This window comes from Mucilaginibacter lutimaris (assembly GCF_042676625.1).
GTDB classification, from domain to species: domain Bacteria; phylum Bacteroidota; class Bacteroidia; order Sphingobacteriales; family Sphingobacteriaceae; genus Mucilaginibacter; species Mucilaginibacter lutimaris.
The window spans coordinates 300975-320030 of sequence record NZ_JBHTIA010000013.1; the positions used below are offsets into that span (position 1 = coordinate 300975).

Genomic DNA, 19056 nt, shown 5'->3' on the forward strand with positions numbered 1-19056 from the left:
CCTCCCAACAATTGTTGGGAGGGTTTTTTGTTGTAAGCTATTATTTGGGCTCTCAACTACAATTATTACCTTTAAACAAACCTTTTTTATGAGAAAATTATTTACGTTATGTTTATCGGTGGCGCTGTTTAGCGCGGGCCAAAATGCCTTTGCCCAGCACAGGAGTTTTGTAGATGTAAACGGCCTTGATCCTGCCACAAAACCGGGCGACAACTTTTTTCGGTACGTTAACGGCCGCTGGTACGACACCGTAAAGATCGATAACGACCAGGCAGGTGTTGGCTCCTACTCGTTTTTAAATATCCCGCAAAAGCGCCTGCTGCAAAATATTTTAGATAGCGTCTCAAAAGCCAAAAATACTGCGGGGAGTATAGAACAAAAGGTAGGCGATTTTTATGCTTCCGGTATGGATATGGCTACTATTAACCGCAGAGGTTATGAACCCGTTAAACCCATATTGGCACGTATTGATGCTATAAATAGCTTGCCTACACTGCTTAAATTCATAGCTGAAGAAACCGTTACCGGCAACCGCTCGGTGATAAGCTTCGGCATCTCGCCGGACAATAAAAACAGTTCTATCAACATAGCACACGTTTACCAGGGTGGTATAGGCTTACCGGAGAAAGGTTACTATTTTAAAACCGATTCGGCCACACTTCATGTTCAACGGGCCTATAAGGCCTACCTTACTACCCTGTTTCAGTTAACCGGAAGCACCCGTGCAGCAGCCATGAAAAATGCCGACGCCGCCTACAGTATAGAAAAGCAATTGGCTAACGGCAGTAAAACCAATGTAGAACTAAGGGACGTAAACGCCAACTTCAACAAAATGGCAGTTGCCTCTATAACTAAAACACAGCCTAACATAGGATGGCCGGCTTTACTTGCCAGATTGGGTGCCACTACAGATTCCATCGATATGGCCCAGCCCGCTTATTACGATAAGTTTAATACGATGCTCAGATCAGTAAGCATCAATAATTGGAAGGCATATTTAAAAGCCTCCACATTACAGAACTATGCCGACGGGCTTAGCCAGCCGTTTATCAATGCGTCGTTTGCATTCAATAAGGTTTTATCCGGCGAGGACAAACAAAAATCCCGCAGGCAGGTCATGACGGCGATCGTCGATGGTCAGTTAGGCCAGGCTTTAGGCCAACTTTATGTAAAACGCTATTTTAACGAAGATGCCAAAAAGCGCGTATTGGCATTGGTGAATAACCTGCAAAAGGCTTTTGAGAACAGGATAAACCAACTGGACTGGATGAGCGACAGCACAAAGAAAAAGGCGATAGAGAAGTTATATACATTCACCAAAAAAATTGGTTACCCCGATAAATGGCGCGACTACGATAAAGTGCAGATCAGCAGGACCAAATTTTTTGAGAATGTACAGTCGCTCAACAAAAACAGTTACCGGTACGAACTGGCAAAACTGAACAAGCCTGTTGATAAAACAGAATGGGGAACAACGCCGTCGACAGTTACAGCCTACTATAACCCGCCTGTTAACGAAATTGTGTTCCCGGCAGGCATCCTGCAATACCCCTACTTTGATTTCACGGCTGATGATGCTATTAACTATGGCGGCATAGGCATGGTTATAGGCCATGAAATGACGCATGCTTTTGACGACCAAGGCGCGCAATACGATAAAGATGGTAACGTAAAAAACTGGTGGACCAAGGAGGATTTGAAGAAGTTTAAAGAAAAAACCACACAGCTTTCTAACTTATATAGTTCATTTACCGTTTTAGATACGGTGCATGTTAAAGGTCCGCTAACATTAGGCGAAAATACAGCAGACAATGGCGGAGTGGCTATAGCTTACGACGCGTTTAAAATGACCGAACAAGGCAAAAGCAATGAAAAGATTGATGGCTTCACGCCAGATCAGCGCTTCTTCTTGTCAATTGCCAGGATCTGGCGGGTTAAAACACGAGATGCCTTCTTGCGCACCTATGTAAACACTAACCCGCATTCGCCTGCCATGTGGCGGGTAAACGGGCCGTTAATGAATTTTGCTCCTTTTTATAAGGCCTTCGACATTAAACCCGGCGATAAAAATTACAAAGCAGAAAACGAGCGGGTAAGGATCTGGTAATTAAGACTTATACTTTATAACGAAGCCCTCAAACTTGTTGTTTGAGGGCTTCGTCTATATATAAGCACAGCTACTATACCGCTACGGTATTATTACTTTTTGCAATGGCAGCTTTTTACCAGGGCGTTACACCGTAATCGCTAAAGTAACCGGCGGTTGGGCCGTCCTTGTCTATCATAGCATATTTTACAATTGGCTCCGCACCTTCCTCTACGGTTTTGTAACCCGTGTTATTATTAAAATCTGTTTTGGTATAACCCGGGTTTACGGCATTCACTTTAAAGTTTTTCAACTCGTAAGCCAGCGCGATGGTATAGCCGTTAAGCGCGCTTTTTGACGGGCCGTAGGCAGCGGTTTTAACATCATAGTGCCTCCAGCTTCTATCTGTATGCAGCCCAAGCGAACCCAGGTCTGATGTTACATTCACTATTCTGGGGTTTGGTGCTTTTTGCATTAATGGCACAAAAGCTTTTGTTACACGTGCAACTCCAAATACGTTAACCTCATATACCTGCTTGTACGTTTCAATAGGGGTTTCTAAAACCGGCTGTGGGATGCTGCCGGGGATACCCGCGTTATTGATCAGCACATCAAGGTAATCGATCTTTTGTGATAAATTGTTATATGCCTGCTGCACCGACTCATCGCTAACAACATCTATCACGATTAATTCAACATCTTTTAAACCCTCGCTATGTAATAGCGATACTGCTTCATCGCCACGTTGCTTATCGCGGCAGCCCAAAAACACATGGTAGCCTGCGTTTGCCAGTTGGCGGGCGGTTTCCAGGCCAATACCTTTATTGGCGCCGGTAATTAATACTGTCTGTTTTTCCATAAAGCAAAACTACGGTGCCGCAAATACTATACCATTGCACATAGCAAGGCATTAACTGTACATTTCACGGATTTGCTGGCGGAATGCCGCGGGGGTGCTCTCTGTCAGGCGTTTAAAAAAACGATTAAAGTAAGCAGCATCCTCAAAACCCAGCTCGTCGGCTATTTGTTTAACCGAAAGATCGGTATGCAGCAGCTTTCGTTTTGCCTCAACCACTAAACGGTTATGAATGTGGCTGATGGCCGTTTTGCCGCTTTGCTGTTTCACTATATCGTTGAGGTAGCCGGGTGTAAGGTTAAGCAGGTTTGCATAAGCCGCTACATCGTGCAGTTGGGTATGGTTCTCCCCTATCAGCTCCTGAAAGTTTTTGAGCAGGCAGTGGTTTTGTGTGATCCTGCTTTCTCCAAATTGCTCTGTGTATATTCTGCTAAGGTAAATAATAAGCACCCGCAGCCACGATGCCAGCATTTGGTTTTGCCAGGTGCCGCCGGTTTTGTATTCATGCGTCATTTTTCGCATTACATCCTCTATGTAAATGATCTCTTCGGCGCTTAAAACTATTTCGTGCGCGCCTGCCGGGTTTTGGATAATGGGTAACCGGCGCAGCATACGGTTCTCCTCAAGTAGTAAAAACTCTTCGGTAAAGCCTGCTATATAGCCTTTAACAGGCTTGCTTTCTTCCTTTAAATGAATTTGCTGAGGAACTGTGAAATAAAAATGGCCGGGCTTTACCGTGTACGAAGTAAAATCTATCCAGTGGCGGCTGTCGCCCTGCTCAATAAAGGCGAAAAAATAGTAGTCTTTACGGTGCGGTAGCAGAAATGCATCTTCTATGATCACATCGACGCCGTTTGCCTCATGCACCTCTATCATGGTGGGTTCCCCGCCATTGATAGTTACCAGCGGATAACTCCGTATTTTATAATTTTCGGTAGCAGTTAAAACGGACATAGTGTAAAGGTATTAAGGAAATTGTCGTCCTGAGCGATAGCGAAGGATCTAATGTACAACTCGTATATCGGCGATTAGATGCTTCGTTATCGCTCAGCATGACAGTAGGTTACATCAACTCTCCATCATTCTTTACATGCCATGTTTTATAGGCCATATAGTAAAGAAGCAGGGTTGGTATTGCATAAAAAAATGCACCCTTACCGTTAAAATCCGGATAGGCGGCAATAATACTGTAAATCAATAAGGCAAGGGCAACGCTGCCACCTACCAGGTATAAATAAAAAAACTTACCGGCCATGTTATTTAAGCTTTTTAGATTTTTTGGTTGGGGTTGATGCAGGTACTGTAACACGTTTAAATATCGCGGCACCTAATGGTGGCGTCTTCACTATAATAGAATAATCCTTACCGTGCCAGTATTTCTCTTCGGAAGTAATAGGATCGAAGTTGACGATCCCGCTACCCCAAAATCTTTCTTCGTCCGAATTAAATATTTCCTGCCACTGCCCCGCCGCCGGCACGCCTATGCGATAATTGTGGTGTACAACCGGGGTCATGTTCAATACAATCACCAAATCATTATCCCTAACTACCCCTTTACGCATGTAAACAATAACAGAATCGTCCAAATTACTTGCGTCTATCCATTCAAAGCCATTCCAGTCGAAAGCTTTTTCATACAGCGCGGGCTCGCTCTTATAAAGTTTATTGATAGCCTTAACAGCCTCCTTTATACCATTATGGCTGGTATGCTCCAGCAGGTGCCAGTCCAACGATTTTTTGTAGTCCCACTCGCCAACCTGCCCAAACTCGCTGCCCATAAACATTAGTTTAGTGCCTGGATGTGTGTACATAAAGCTGTAAAGCAAACGCAGGTTAGCAAATTTTTGCCAGTCGTCGCCCGGCATTTTGTTCAGCATCGAGCCCTTGCCGTAAACAACTTCATCGTGCGAGAATGGCAGCATAAAGTTCTCGGTAAAGGCATAAACCATGCTAAAGGTAAGCTGGTTTTGATGGTATTTGCGATGGATAGGGTCATGCGCGAAATAATCCAACGTATCGTGCATCCAGCCCATCATCCATTTCATGCCAAAGCCAAGCCCGCCGGTATAAACCGGGCGACTAACCCCTGCAAACGATGTAGATTCTTCTGCAATAGTTTGCACATCGGGGAAGTTGCTGTAAACGGTAGCGTTAAACTCTTTCAGGAAGGAGATTGCGTCGAGGTTATGGTTACCGCCAAATTCGTTAGGTTCCCACTCGCCGTGGTTGCGCGAATAATCAAGGTAAAGCATGGATGCCACCGCATCTACGCGCAAACCATCTATGTGGTAACGGTCCAGCCAAAACAGTGCGTTGCTTATTAGAAACGCGCGTACCTCGTTACGGCCGTAGTTAAATATGTACGATTTCCAATCCGGGTGAAATCCTTTTTTAAGATCGGCATGCTCGTAGAGATGCGTACCGTCAAAATTGTACAGTCCATGTACATCGCCCGGGAAGTGCGAAGGTACCCAATCCAGTATTACGCCAATACCCGCTTTGTGGAGTTCCTCTACCAGAAACATCAGATCCTGCGGGGTACCGTAACGGCACGATGCCGCGAAGAAGCCCGTAATTTGGTAACCCCAGCTTGGGTAATAAGGGTGCTCCATTAAAGGCATAAACTCTACGTGTGTAAAGCCCATTTCCTTAACGTAAGGCACCAAAGTTTCGGCAACCTGGCGGTAGCTTAAAAATTCCTCGGGGCTTTCGGGGCTGCGTGCCCACGAGCCAAGGTGCATTTCGTATACCGAATAGGGCTTATCTAAAGCATTATGCTGGTGGCGGTTGGCCATCCAGTCCCGGTCTTTCCATTCGTAAAAAGTATCGGCTACTATTGATGCGGTGCGCGGAGGCAGTTCCCAGCGCAAGGCAAACGGGTCGCTTTTCTCCAGGTCTTCGCCTGTAGAAGATTTGATAAAATATTTATAGGTTTCGCCAACACCGATGTTTGGGATAAAACCTTCCCAAATGCCGGATGCATCCCAACGATAATTAAGAGAGTGCGAGCCCTTGTTCCATCCGTTAAAATTACCAATTACGGCTACATACTGCGCGTTTGGCGCCCATACGGCAAAGTAAGTACCCACAACACCCTTGTATTCTGCAACATGCGAACCCAGTTTTTCGTACAGTTTAAAATGCTTGCCCGATTTAAACAGATCAATATCAAAATCGGTAAAACGACTATATGGTTCAACGGCTTTAAGTTCGTTATTCTCGATAATCTGGAGCGGCTTTGATCTTTTAGACGACGCAGCTTTAGTAGGAGACGCTTTCTCTGTAGCTTTTTTGGCAGTAGTTTTTTTTGAAACCGAGATCTCATCAGATTCGGGCCAGGTTTCTTTAGCGGCTTTTGGCTTGGTTTCTTTAACCGTTTTTACAGGTTTAGATTCTTTTAGCTGGGTGTCGGGATTCAAAGTTTTTTTCGCCATAGTAGGTAGCCGTTGGTAAGTAACACTGGTTACAGGTAATTTATGCCTGATGTACCAAATATATCATTATTGAACATACAATAGCAGCAGATGTTTATTATTAAACAAATTATTGGGGGTTTAAGATGCGGCATAACCTGCAAAACCCTAAGTATAAGTAACCAAAAGCAGGGGCCAAAAAAAAAGCATCTAACGATGCTTTTTTAATTTTAATTAAGGTACGCCCTGAGCGAAGGTGCGCGTGAGCTAACACGCAACCGGTTAAGCGCCTTGTCTTTTATTTGCCTTACACGTTCGCGGGTAAGGTGGTACTTTTCTCCAATTTCTTCCAGGCTGTGTGCATGCTGGTTTTTCAGGCCAAAAAACAGTTCCAGGATCTCCCTTTCCTTTTCGCCAAGTATCCGCATATTATCAGATACCTCGATGCTTAACGATTGGTGCATTACTTCGGTATCTGTTCCCGGCTCGGCGCTTTGCAGAACATCAAGCAGGGTACTATCCTCTTCGGCCGAGAACGGGGTATCATAAGACACATGGCGTTTAGCGTTAGCCATAGAGTTTGTTACCTTTTCTACGCTTATCTCTAAATCGTCTGCCAATTCTTCGGGCGTTGCGGGCCTTTCATATACCTGCTCCAGCTTAGATGCAGCTTTAGATATTTTTGACAGATCGCCTACCTGGTTTAGGGGTAAACGAACCATGCGCGACTGCTCGCCAATGGCTGCCAGTATAGATTGACGGATCCACCAAACCGCATATGATATAAATTTAAATCCTTTTGTTTCGTCGAAACGTTTCGCAGCCTTTACCAGGCCAAGGTTACCCTCGTTGATCAGGTCGCCGAGCGTAAGGCCCGAGTTTTGATATTGTTTTGCAACAGAAACCACAAAGCGCAGGTTAGCAGTTGTCAACCTCTCTAACGCTGCCTGGTCGCCCTCCCTGATTTTCTGTGTTAAAATCACTTCTTCTTGTGGAGTAACCATCGGAATCTTGGCAATGTCTGACAAATATTGATTCAACGACGCTGTCTCCCGATTGGTGATCGATTCACTAATTTTAAGTTGCCTCATCTTTACTATATTTTTTAAATGAATGCTAAAGATTAATGACCTTAGAAAGCGCGAGTAGCAGATTGATTCTCTAATATTAACAGCGGATTGCTGATGCCTGCGGAAGAAAGGAATTCTAAAAATCTTTAACGTACAAAGATAAGCACAACTGTTACAAACAGTGTAAATTGAATGTCAATAAGTTAAAACAAAATGCGCCTTCCTGTCATGGTTATGTAAAGGGATGGCAGTATTCTAAGACAAATGTTAAATCAGTTACCACCCCAAATTAGCAGGGGGGGGGTAACTGATCATAAGCCTTATTATTTGAAGATTTCTATCTGCTTAAAGTTCTTACTGAATTTAAATTCGTAAGTTTTATCGGGGTTAGAGTTAATGGTCGGGATCTCTTTGCCGTCGGCTATTATCTTTGTTGGTTTAAACGGCAAACCGTTCAATTTAATGTGATAGCCCTCGTAACGCGGGGTGTATAACCCCTCCATTGTTTGTTTGATGGCTAGCTTATCGGCATCACCTTTTACAACAAATTTTTTCTCGAGATAAATATCCTGCTCGTAGGCAAAGGTTTCGCCATAATCTTCAAACAGGAACGAATTCACTTCGTAATCGCTGTAATAGATATTTAGCTTTACTTCTTCAATTTCCTTTTCACCGGTGTATTGCATTACCGGATATTCTGGAATTACCGAACCTGCTTTCACAAATATCGGCAACTGATCCAGTGGTGTGGGTACCGTTATCTCACGACCGCCTTCAATGGTTTCCAGGTTCCAGAAATCGTACCAGGTACCCTTTGGCAGGTACACCTTACGGCTTTTTTGCCCCGGCTCCAGTACCGGGCATATCAATATTTTATCGCCGTAGGTAAATTCATCCTGGCGGAAATGGTTTGATGCTACTTCCTGCTCCTGCATTACCACAGGCCTTAATATTGGAAAACCATAACGGTGATGCTCCCAGAATGCCGAGTACAGATATGGTATAAGCCTGTAACGCAGCTCTATAAATTTACGGTTGATAGATGTAAAAGGCTCGCCGAAGCTCCACGGCTCGCGCTCCTTGGTATCGCCCGCAGAGTGTGCACGCATAAACGGCGAGAAGGTACCCATCTGAATCCAGCGGGTAAACAGTTCGCCATCGGGCTCGCCGCTAAAACCGCCAATATCTGTACCACAGAATGAGATACCCGATACCGAAAGCCTTTGCAACTGTATGTTACCCAGCTTTAAATGCTCCCACGATGCTACGTTGTCTCCCGTCCAAACAGATGAATAGCGCTGCACGCCTGAGTAACCCGCCCGGGTAATGGTGAACGGACGCTTGTTTTTCATTTGCTTGCGCAAACCTTCGTAGGTAGCGCGCACCATTTGCATGCCATAAACGTTGTGCGCCTTACGGTGCGACCCACGGTAGCCATCATATTGGTGGCGTACATCATCCGGAAAGGTACCCGAGCCGAACACAGCAGGCTCGTTCATATCATTCCAAACACCGGCAACGCCTGTTTCAACCAAATCGTCGAAGAGGTCGCCCCACCATTCGCGAACCTCGGGGTTGGTGAAATCGGGAAACTGACAGCGGCCCGGCCAAACGTGGCCCTCCATAAAGTAATCGTCGCAACGGCGACAAAAATATTTCTTCTCTTTCCCCTCTTTAAACACCGAATAGTTATCATCTACGCGGATACCCGGATCTATGATCACCACTGTTTTAAATCCATTGGCAGCCAGATCGGCAATCATTTTTTTAGGGTTAGGGAAATATTTAGGGCTCCATGTAAAACAGCGGTAGCCGTCCATGTAGTCAATATCCAGATAAATTCCATCGCAAGGGATGCGGTTCTGGCGAAAACCATTGGCGATTACCCTTACCTTATTTTCGGGATAATAACTCCAGCGACATTGGTGATAGCCCAGCGCCCAAAGCGGTGGCATGGGGTGTGTACCGGTAAGCAGGTGGTAATTCTTCACCACATCCATCATGTGCGGGCCGTGGATATAATAGTATTGCAACTCGCCGCCATCTGCCCAAAAACTCGTTTTGGTTGAATCCTCGGCGCCAAAATCGAAGTGTGCCTTAAAGGTGTTATCAAAAAATATCCCGTGGGCGATATTATCGCTTACGCTGATGTAAAAAGGAATGGAGCGGTAAAGCGGATCCTGGTTAAAGCCGAACGAATAGGCATCGGTATTCCAGTTTTTTAAGCGTTTACCACGCAGGTTAAACTCGGTAGCTTTATCGCCAAGGCCAAAAAAGCTTTCTTGCGGCTCGCAGGTTTTGGTACAAAATACATAGTAACCGCCAAACTGGGTGTTTTCTTCCCAATGCATGGGTGCGGCGTCAGCACTGGTTACATGGTCGTTCTTGTCTGAAAAAGAGATAAAGAAATCCTGTTTGCGGATGTGGCAGTTAACTTCAGAAGTTGATACGCGAAACTCTTGTTCATTTTCTACCAAAGTAAACTTAACGGCTTTTTGAGGCAGCTTTGGCACAGCGTATGAAAATTCTTCTAAAAAAACACTGTGTGGCGCTAAACGTATCCGAATGATCTCGTTGGTTACTACGGTAACTTCTACTTTGGCATCGCCATCGGTAAAAAATATTTTATTGCCTGCTTGCTCTGCGTGCGTGGGGATGCCCAGGTACTTCTTTACAATAGGTTTTATGCCGTCGGCGGGGTTATTTAAATGGTGAAATTCTTCTTCATCAACAATCATATCCTCCACCTGCAGCAATTTCGCCGTTAACAGTTCGGGGTTGGGGTCAGGTACATTTTCTGCCATGTTCTATTTTTAGTCAATAGCCCTGCAGCTAAAGGCTTGCAAAGCGCGATTAATATATCAGCTAATTAATTTTGGTAACAGCTAATAAACGATTATTCCATTAAAGTTTCAAGCTATAATTACGCCAAAAGGCGCTGTACCTTAATTTTAAAGCAAGAATTACAAATTTAGCAATAAACCACTGCTTGCACCTACAACCACAGGTACACCGGTGGCAACATCGGCTGTGGTAAATGTGCTGCCGCTTAACAAATCCGTAAAAACCACCTCACCGGTAAGGCCAAACTGTGTAAGCAATTCCACAGGTATCCGGATGTTTATGGCGCGTTCGGCACGGTTAAAGTTGGCAATTACCAATACTTTTTGAGTGGCCGTATAGCGCATGTAAATGTACAGCATGGTATCAAACCCGGGCTGGTGCTCATTGGCTATCATCAGTTCGTAAAACGCGCCGTTGCTTAGGGCATCGCTATTTTTCAACACATTCAATAGCTTGCTGTAAAATGCACGTAATTCCTGCTGTTGTGCCGATAACCCTGCCCCGTCAAACGCCCCGTTATTCATCCATTGCTGGTGCGCGGGTATGCCCCAGTAATCGAAAATAGTGGTACGGCTATCATCGCCGCTAAACCCGCAGGCACCTTCGGCAGCTTCACCTACCTCCTGTCCGCTATAGATCATTACCGGACCGGTTGCCAGGGTAGCACTTACAATCATTCCCGGTATGGCAAGCATAGCATCACCCGCGAAATGTTTACCCGCTATGCGCTGTTCATCATGGTTTTCCATAAAGCGCAGCATGTGCTGATCAATGCCCTTACAATGGTTGTTCCAAACGGCGTTTATTTCCCAGGTTGATGCGCCGGGTTCGGCACAGGTTAACTTGCGGATAGCATCATACAGGCCCACCTTATCGTACAGATAATCGAACCCGCCGTTATGGATATAGTTGTTGTATTGGTTTTTATCGTATGCTTCGCCGATGAACACCAGACCCGTGAACTTAGCCTTTAACTGAGGGATAAGCCATGCCCAAAATTCTACCGGCACCATCTCTATCATATCGCAACGGAAACCATCCACAGCCATATCAGCCCAATATGTTAGAATATGCAACATTTTGTGCCATAGCGGCGGAATGTGGTCGAAATAGCTTTTCTTACCATCTAAGTAATAGATACCGTAGTTTAGCTTGATGGTTTCGAACCAATCGTTGATGGAGGGCGCGGGGTTAAACACATCGTTGCCCGTGGCCTTCGCCGGAAACTCATCAAACTTGCCATCTTTCATCGGCGAAGTAAAATCATCGCCACCAGGATTATAACCGCCGGGTACCACAAACGGCTGCCCGGGAATGTAGTAAAAATCGTTATCGGGCGAAAAGTGCAGGCTGGTATCGTCATCCTCACCAAAATCGCGTACGCCGTCGGGCTTTACATCCGAAGCGTAGGTTCGGGCGACATGGTTGGGTACAAAATCAATAATAACTTTTAACCCATTCTTGTGCGAACGGCCAACCAATTCCTTAAACTCCGAGATACGGAACTCCGGATCTACAGCAAGGTCGGTAGTGATATCGTAGTAATCCTTAATGGCATAAGGTGAACCGGCACGGCCTTTCACCACATCGGGATCGTCGGCCTTAATGCCTATGGAGGAATAATCCGTCATGGTGGCGTGTTCAATTATGCCGGTGTACCATACGTGGCTAAAGCCCATCGCTTTTATCTCTACGAGGGCCTTATCGGTAATGTCATTCAGCTTGCCAACGCCGTTCTCTTCTACCGAGCCGTAGAATTTATTACTGGTGATTTTATTTCCGAACAGGCGAGGCAGCAGTTGGTAAATGATCAGTTTATTGTTGGGCATTTAAATACTTATAGAGTTTGTCATCCTGAACGGAGTGAAGGATCTATTAACGACTATGCAAATGTGCTGTGCATATCGGCCAATAGATGCTTCGTCCCTCAGCATGACAAGGTGTTTACTTTATTTTGATTTGCTTTTCAGAATTTGCGTCTATCGCGTACTCTTCATTATACACTTTAACCGTAATACTTTTATCAGAATAATTAGTAATGGCCGCTCCGTCTTTGCTTATCCGAACGTTTAGTGATATTCCCCTAAAACCAACCTTAAACGACAGCGCTTTCCACTCCGCAGGCAATAAAGGGTTAAACGACAATTTACCATCCCTCACCCGCATACCGCCAAAACCTTCTACTACAGCCATCCAGGTACCGGCCATGGAGGTGATGTGGCAGCCATCGTCGGTATCGTCGTTATAGTCGTCTATATCCAACCTTGAGGTTCGGAGGTAAAACTGGTAAGCCCGGTCAATATCGCCTAACTTAGCGGCTAATATGGCGTGTACGCAGGGTGACAGCGAGGACTCATGCACCGTGCGCGGTTCATAAAAATCATAATTACGGCGGATGGTTTCTAAATTATAGTCATCCTCAAAAAAGTATAGTCCTTGTAATACATCAGCCTGCTTAATGTAAACCGATCGCAGTATTCTGTCCCAGCTCCATTTCTTTACAAGCGGTAATTCCGACTTAGGCAGATCTTTAACCAGGATTTGTTCCTTATCCAAAAAGCCGTCCTGCTGCAAAAATATGCCCAGTTGAGCATCATACCCCAGGTACATCTTGCCAATAATATCCGCGAATTTCTCACACTCATATTCCTCGCGGAAACTGATCTTGGTTATCAAATCATTGTACTTATGTTGATTGGCCTGTTTAACTTTGCCAATAGCTTCAATAGTATATTTTAAACACCAAACCGCAATGGTGCTGGTGTACCAGTTGTTGTTTACATTGTTTTCATACTCGTTTGGCCCGGTTACGCCCAGCATCACATACTGCTGCCGCTCTGCCGACCACGTGATACGCTGCGCCCAAAAACGCGAAATAGCAATGAGCACTTCTAAGCCGTAATCGGTCAGATAAGCTTCATCGCCGGTGTAGCGCACGTAATTGAAAATAGCAAACGCTATAGCCCCGTTACGGTGGATCTCCTCAAAGGTTATCTCCCATTCGTTATGGCATTCGGTGCCATCCATAGTAACCATAGGGTAAAGTGCCGCTCCGTCTTTAAAGCCTAATAGTTTGGCATTATCAATTGCCTTACCCAATTGCTTGTAGCGGTACAGCAGCAGGTTTCGTGCTACCTTTTGATCGGCTGTTGCCAAATAAAATGGCACACAATAAGCTTCGGTATCCCAATAGGTGGAGCCTCCGTATTTCTCACCGGTAAAGCCTTTGGGGCCAATATTAAGCCGGTCGTCCTCGCCCGTATAGGTTTGGTTAAGCTGAAATATGTTAAAGCGGATGCCCTGCTGCGCCACGGCATCGCCCTCTATAATAATATCGTTGTGTTTCCATTTTTCGGCCCAGGCAAGGCGCTGTTCATTCAGCAATAGAGCAAAATCTTTTTCACTTATACGCTCAACTTCGGCAAGTGCCTTTGTAGAAAGTTCGTCGGTTTTGTGGTTTTGCGATGAAAGGTTCACCACATATTTTTTAAGCGTTACTGGTTGTCCCGATACAGCGTTCACGGTTATTTCCGCGCCTATGTATTTTTCCTTTTGTATTTGTTCAGATATAAAATCAACCGGTTTGCCGCCTTGGGATAGCCTTATTTTCATGGCGGTAGCCACTTCAAATCCGGTCTTTTTAGTGCGTAGTTGTATAACGCCCGTATCGTTACTTATTTCTTTGCTCACCTCGCCCCAAAACTTTTCACCATAGTTGGAATCGGCGTTAATAATGTCGCCATCTATATAAGGTATCAGCCTTATTCCGCCGGAATAATTTGTACAGGTAACCGTGTAAGCGATAGCCCCCATCTCATCGTCAACAATGCTGCAAAAACGGGTGCTTTCTATCCGCACCATCTTTCCTTGAGGGCTTTTTACCAGCGTATTGCGGTGCAGATAGCCCTCCTTCATATTCAGTTCGCGCTTAAAATCTATCACTTCCCATTTGGCCAGGTCAAGCTGCTCATCTCCTATCCAAACGTCGATGCCTATCCAGTTGGCAGCATTCAACACCTTGGCAAAGTACTCTGGATAGCCGTTCTTCCACCAGCCTACGCGGGTTTTGTCCGGATAGTAAACGCCCGCCACGTAATTGCCCTGCAGGGTTTCGCCGCTATAGGCTTCTTCAAAATTGGCGCGTTGCCCCATACGGCCGTTCCCCAAACTAAAAACGCTTTCGGTAACCTTGTTATAGGAGGGGTCGAACCCTTCTTCAATGATCTTCCACTCGTTAACCTTAAAATATTGTTTCATGTTAATGGGTACAGCATGGCTGCATAGTTTTCGCTAAAATAAGAGAAACATGGATAATTAGGTGTATAAATTACACGGCCCGTATCCGGCACTCTCCAAAGCACAGGGATATGCGGTTGAGCATGCTGGTGAAAGTTCACTCACCCCGCGGCACTTCGTGCGCGACCCTCTCTGCTTCGCAGAGAGGGTGAAAATTCTTTTAAGCTCTCTTTCCGCGTAGCGAAGAGAGGGTCGACAAACGAAGTGATGTCGGGGTGAGTAAAATAACCCGGTAAACCTGTCCCCGCAGATCAGGCCACTTGCATCTTCCGCCCATAACTTTTACCTTGCCTTACCTATCGTATGAAAAATAACATCTTAATTATTGGGGCAGGCGCCGCCGGTTTGATGGCCGCGCGTACCCTTAGCAACGCTGGCAGGCAGGTAACCGTACTTGAGGCACGTAACCGTACGGGTGGGCGCATCCACAGTTTAAGCGACGAATTATTTTTTAAGCATACCGAGCTTGGTGCCGAGTTTGTACATGGCGATCTCCCCGTTACCCTCAATTTGTTAAACGAAGCAGGCATTGAATATCATAGCGCCAACGCCGAAATGTGGCGCTATCGCGATGGTAAATTCGAAGAGAACAGCATGGTTATTGAGGAGTGGGACTTGCTGATAGAACGCTTTGACGAATTGGAACAGGACACTAACATCTGGGATTTTTTATTAAAGGAATTTCCGGGGGATAAATATGCGGAGTTACGCAATTCTGTTTGGGAATATGTTTCCGGTTATGATACAGCCGACCCGCGGGATGCCAGCACATTTGCCCTGCGTAAGGAATGGGAACACGAAGACATGGGGGCACAACACAGGCTTAGGTGCGGTTATTGCAGCATGATAAACTACCTCGCCTCGGAATGCAAACGCAAAAGCGGACAGGTATTTTTAAACGCTGTAGTCAAAAACATCGAGTGGAAAGCGGGGCAAGTAAAAGCCATAACTGAGGATGGTACAATTTACGAAGCTTCGCAATTATTGATAGCCATGCCTTTGGGCGTCCTTAAAGCGAAAATAGGTGAAACAGGTGCAATTACTTTTAACCCACCTATAAAAAGCCATAGCGAAGCCATTCAACAAATGGGGTTTGGTTCGGTAATTAAGCTATTATTTGAGTTTGATACCGCTTTTTGGCTGGATGAGAAAACACGCGCCATGGCTGGTAAAAACGTTGAGGCGATGGGCTACCTCTTTAGCGAGGAAGAGATCCCTACCTGGTGGACACAGGTGCCGGAACATTCTACCGTGCTTACCGGCTGGATAGGCGGCCCCGCGGCGGCCGACAAAGCCGCATTGCCTGATACTGAAATTATGGAGCAAGGCCTTTGCTCACTGGCCGTGATATTTAACCGCGATTTTGAGGAATTGAAAGGTAAACTGATAGTCTACCGGGTCATGAACTGGTCGGCAGATCCTTTTACCCGCGGGTCGTATGCTTATGACACCGTTCAAACACCTAAAGCACGCAAAGTTTTAAATAACCCTGTTGAGGATACCATTTTCTTTGCAGGAGAGTATTTGTATGATGGTAACGCTATGGGCACAGTAGAAGCCGCTTTGAGCAGTGGGTTGGAGGCAGCAAACAGGATAATAAATAAAGTGTAAAAAAGGTTAATAAAAAGCTGAAAATAACTTGTACCTCAAAAAGCAGGCTCTTATATTGCTGTAAATTAACCTGTCGCAATTATGCAGCCTCACATTGAATTATTCCCATTACAGGAAACGCCGCGCTCGAGACCGAGTGACGCAGTAATTGGTTTTTATGCAGGCCCACACACAACTAACCAACAAGACAGGGCGCAAGTTATTGCCTGGGGCGAATATGTTTATTGGGTGTTTGATTTTGTGCATAATGGCCAGGCAGCCATTGTAGCTTACAATTACCATTGGGAGATGGTAAAACGTTGGAACTTGCAGCGGGTGCGTTATATATGGGATATTGAAATAGATGCTGCAAAAAAAACCGTTACTTTTTTTGGGCAAGGTGGTGCAAGCGACACTGTTAAACTCCAGGAATTATGCATTTCAAAAAAGCAGGACGATAGTATCAACCCACCGCCTGTTATAAAGATTTTGTCATCGGCGCAGGTACCACCCACCCCTGCCGGTTTGTGGAGAAACGGACAGACCGGCAACCCCGCTAACCCAGGCCATGATGTACCTGTATTGCTTTGGGAAAATTATAAATACGTTACCTATATCTACCCGGATAACCGCCTTGCTTTCGCCATTATAGCTTTTGATAAAGATGGTACAATTGTTAAGGATTGGGAGGTACGCGGAGCGAGGTACATAGACCAGATGACATTAGATGATGCCAATAAACAAGTTACATTTACGGGTCAGTCGGGCGCCAAAGCAACTGTTAACTGGCGCGACCTTAAACTTGATGACACTGATCCTAACCATAGCAGCCTAAGGAAATACATACAGCCACGACTTATAACGATGCCTGTTAAAGCCATAACTATGCCGGCCGGTTTAAGCAACAAATGGACATATGGCCCAAACAGCCACGACGAAAAAAACAACGTTCTTGTATTAGTTTATAACGACCATACTTATTGGGCATTTGATAATAAAAGCAATGATTTTTTTATTTGCGTAGTAGCGTATGATAGCAAAGGCAACATCGTTAAACAATTCAATGTAAAGGGCACCCGTTACCTATGGTCTATTTCAATAGATAATACGCTGCGTACCATAACTTTTTGGGGGCAAGAGAACATGAATGCCACAATTAGTTGGGATCAATTATAAAGAATTGGAGTTTAACGGATCATTTACAAAGGCGCCTGCCCTGCCAATAAGTACAGCACCGCCATACGGATAGCCACACCGTTCTCCACCTGGTCCAGGATGATGGATTGCTTGCTGTCGGCTACATCGCTGGTTATTTCAACACCCCGGTTAATGGGTCCGGGATGCATTACAGTTATCTCTTTATCCAGGCTATCTAATATTTGTTTATTAAGGCCAAACATCATGGTGTATTCGCGCAAGCTTGGGAAATATTTAATATCCTGGCGTTCTAACTGAATGCGCAGCATATTGGCAACATCGCACCAGTTTAGGGCTTTAACCAGGTTATGCTCAACCTTAACACCAAGCGAACCAATGTATTTAGGGATCAGCGTTGTTGGCCCGCAAACCATCACCTCGGCACCTAATTGTTTCAGGCAAAGGATGTTTGATAATGCAACGCGCGAGTGCAGAATATCCCCTACTATTACCACTTTTTTACCGGCCACGTCACCGTAACGTTCGCGGATAGAAAAGGCATCGAGCAGCGCTTGTGTAGGGTGTTCATGCGCGCCGTCGCCGGCATTTACTATCTGGGCTTTAACGTGTTTTTGCAGAAAGATGCCCGCGCCTGCGTAAGGGTGGCGCATTACTACCATATCAACCTTCATGGCCAGGATGTTGTTCACAGTATCTATCAGCGTTTCGCCTTTACTTACACTTGATGATGACGCTGCAAAATTCACTACATCGGCAGAAAGCCTTTTTTCGGCAAGTTCAAATGATAAACGGGTACGGGTGGAGTTCTCAAAAAAGATGTTCGCGATAGTTACATCCCGCAGCGACGGCACCTTCTTGATAGGCCTGTTCAGCACCGTTTTAAAATTATCGGCGGTTTCAAATATCAGTTCGATATCCGACCTGTTCAAATCTTTTATTCCGAGTAAGTGACGTGTGCTTAGTCCTGCCATTATACTGTTTATGAAATTTATTTAGCTATGTCATTGCGAGCGATAGCGTGGCAATCACGTTGCATGTTAAGCGTTTATACATTGCCACGAGATCACTTCATCGAAGCTCTCCGCAATGATTATATTCTATTTTATTCTTTTACTTCCGATACAAGCACAATCCTGTCCTCGCCATCGGTTTCTTTCCAGCTTACTACAACTTTTTGCGATGCGATGGAATCTACTTCGATACCCACATAATCTGCCGATACCGGGATATGGCGCGAGTACCTTCTGTCTACCAAAGCCAGCAGCTCAACCTTCTCCGGCCTCCCAAATGCCTGCATGGCATCCATAGCAGCACGAATGGTACGGCCTGTCCACAGTACATCGTCCATCATAATTACCTTTTTACCTTCTATAATAAAATCTATCTTGGTTTGATTAGGCACCAATGGCGAACCCTGGCGGCGGAAATCGTCGCGGTAAAAGGTAATATCCAGGTCGCCCTGCTGTATATTACTATCGGGTAAGATCTTTCTTAATTCGTCGGCTACGCGTTTAGCCAGGTAAATACCGCGGGGTTGTATGCCAATTAAAACAGAGCCTGAAAAATCGTTATGATTTTCAATTAACTGACGACATAAACGCTGAATTGTAATTTGGAATTTCTGACCGTCGAGCAGCGTTAAGTTTTGCATCGTAAGGGTGGATTTGGGCAAAGGTAAATTTTTTTGCTGATTTGTGGAATACCCATGATATTTTACTTGAAAAACACATCTCAAAATGCTAA

Annotated in this window: 13 protein-coding genes; 3 read left to right on the plus strand and 10 right to left on the minus strand. The window is 45.2% G+C overall.

Annotation, left to right across the window (positions count from 1 at the left end; genetic code table 11):
• The first annotated feature begins 88 nt into the window (after positions 1–88).
• On the plus strand, positions 89–2107 hold the full coding sequence (locus ACFQZI_RS19260; RefSeq protein WP_377145417.1) for a M13 family metallopeptidase: 2019 nt from the start codon (positions 89–91) through the stop codon (positions 2105–2107).
• 115 nt (positions 2108–2222) lie between these two features.
• Here the strand turns inward: ACFQZI_RS19260 and ACFQZI_RS19265 are convergent, their stop codons facing one another.
• The 8 genes from ACFQZI_RS19265 to ACFQZI_RS19300 form a co-directional block, all read right to left on the minus strand.
• A complete protein-coding gene (locus tag ACFQZI_RS19265; protein ID WP_377145419.1) occupies positions 2223–2945 on the minus strand; it encodes an SDR family oxidoreductase in 723 nt (240 codons plus the stop codon).
• 51 nt (positions 2946–2996) lie between these two features.
• Positions 2997–3896, minus strand: a complete 900-nt coding sequence (locus tag ACFQZI_RS19270) for a helix-turn-helix domain-containing protein (RefSeq protein ID WP_377145420.1) — start codon at positions 3894–3896, stop codon at positions 2997–2999.
• Between the two features lie 109 nt (positions 3897–4005).
• Positions 4006–4197 (minus strand): hypothetical protein, encoded by a 192-nt coding sequence (locus ACFQZI_RS19275; protein ID WP_377145422.1) that lies wholly within the window; start codon positions 4195–4197, stop codon positions 4006–4008.
• A 1-nt stretch (position 4198) separates the two neighbouring features.
• Positions 4199–6376: a 1,4-alpha-glucan branching protein GlgB gene (glgB, locus tag ACFQZI_RS19280; protein ID WP_377145424.1), complete on the minus strand. Its 2178-nt coding sequence runs from the start codon at positions 6374–6376 to the stop codon at positions 4199–4201.
• A gap of 209 nt (positions 6377–6585) precedes the next feature.
• Positions 6586–7446 (minus strand): sigma-70 family RNA polymerase sigma factor, encoded by an 861-nt coding sequence (locus tag ACFQZI_RS19285; protein WP_377145426.1) that lies wholly within the window; start codon positions 7444–7446, stop codon positions 6586–6588.
• A gap of 302 nt (positions 7447–7748) precedes the next feature.
• Entirely contained in the window at positions 7749–10163 is a 2415-nt protein-coding gene (locus ACFQZI_RS19290) for a glycoside hydrolase family 31 protein (RefSeq protein ID WP_377145612.1), read from the minus strand.
• Positions 10164–10388: 225 nt separating this feature from the next.
• Complete coding sequence (locus ACFQZI_RS19295; protein WP_377145427.1) at positions 10389–12098, minus strand: alpha-amylase family glycosyl hydrolase; 1710 nt, start codon at positions 12096–12098, stop codon at positions 10389–10391.
• Between the two features lie 115 nt (positions 12099–12213).
• Entirely contained in the window at positions 12214–14526 is a 2313-nt protein-coding gene (locus tag ACFQZI_RS19300; protein ID WP_377145429.1) for a family 65 glycosyl hydrolase domain-containing protein, read from the minus strand.
• Between the two features lie 342 nt (positions 14527–14868).
• On the opposite strand from ACFQZI_RS19300, the gene ACFQZI_RS19305 reads away from it, so the two are divergent.
• Both ACFQZI_RS19305 and ACFQZI_RS19310 read left to right on the plus strand, forming a co-directional pair.
• Complete coding sequence (locus tag ACFQZI_RS19305) at positions 14869–16176, plus strand: flavin monoamine oxidase family protein (RefSeq protein WP_377145430.1); 1308 nt, start codon at positions 14869–14871, stop codon at positions 16174–16176.
• Between the two features lie 81 nt (positions 16177–16257).
• Complete coding sequence (locus tag ACFQZI_RS19310) at positions 16258–17331, plus strand: hypothetical protein (RefSeq protein WP_377145433.1); 1074 nt, start codon at positions 16258–16260, stop codon at positions 17329–17331.
• A 23-nt stretch (positions 17332–17354) separates the two neighbouring features.
• Here the strand turns inward: ACFQZI_RS19310 and ACFQZI_RS19315 are convergent, their stop codons facing one another.
• Entirely contained in the window at positions 17355–18284 is a 930-nt protein-coding gene (locus ACFQZI_RS19315) for an aspartate carbamoyltransferase catalytic subunit (RefSeq protein WP_377145434.1), read from the minus strand.
• A 131-nt stretch (positions 18285–18415) separates the two neighbouring features.
• Positions 18416–18964, minus strand: a complete 549-nt coding sequence (gene pyrR / locus ACFQZI_RS19320; RefSeq protein ID WP_377145435.1) for a bifunctional pyr operon transcriptional regulator/uracil phosphoribosyltransferase PyrR — start codon at positions 18962–18964, stop codon at positions 18416–18418.
• Between the last annotated feature and the right edge of the window lie 92 nt (positions 18965–19056).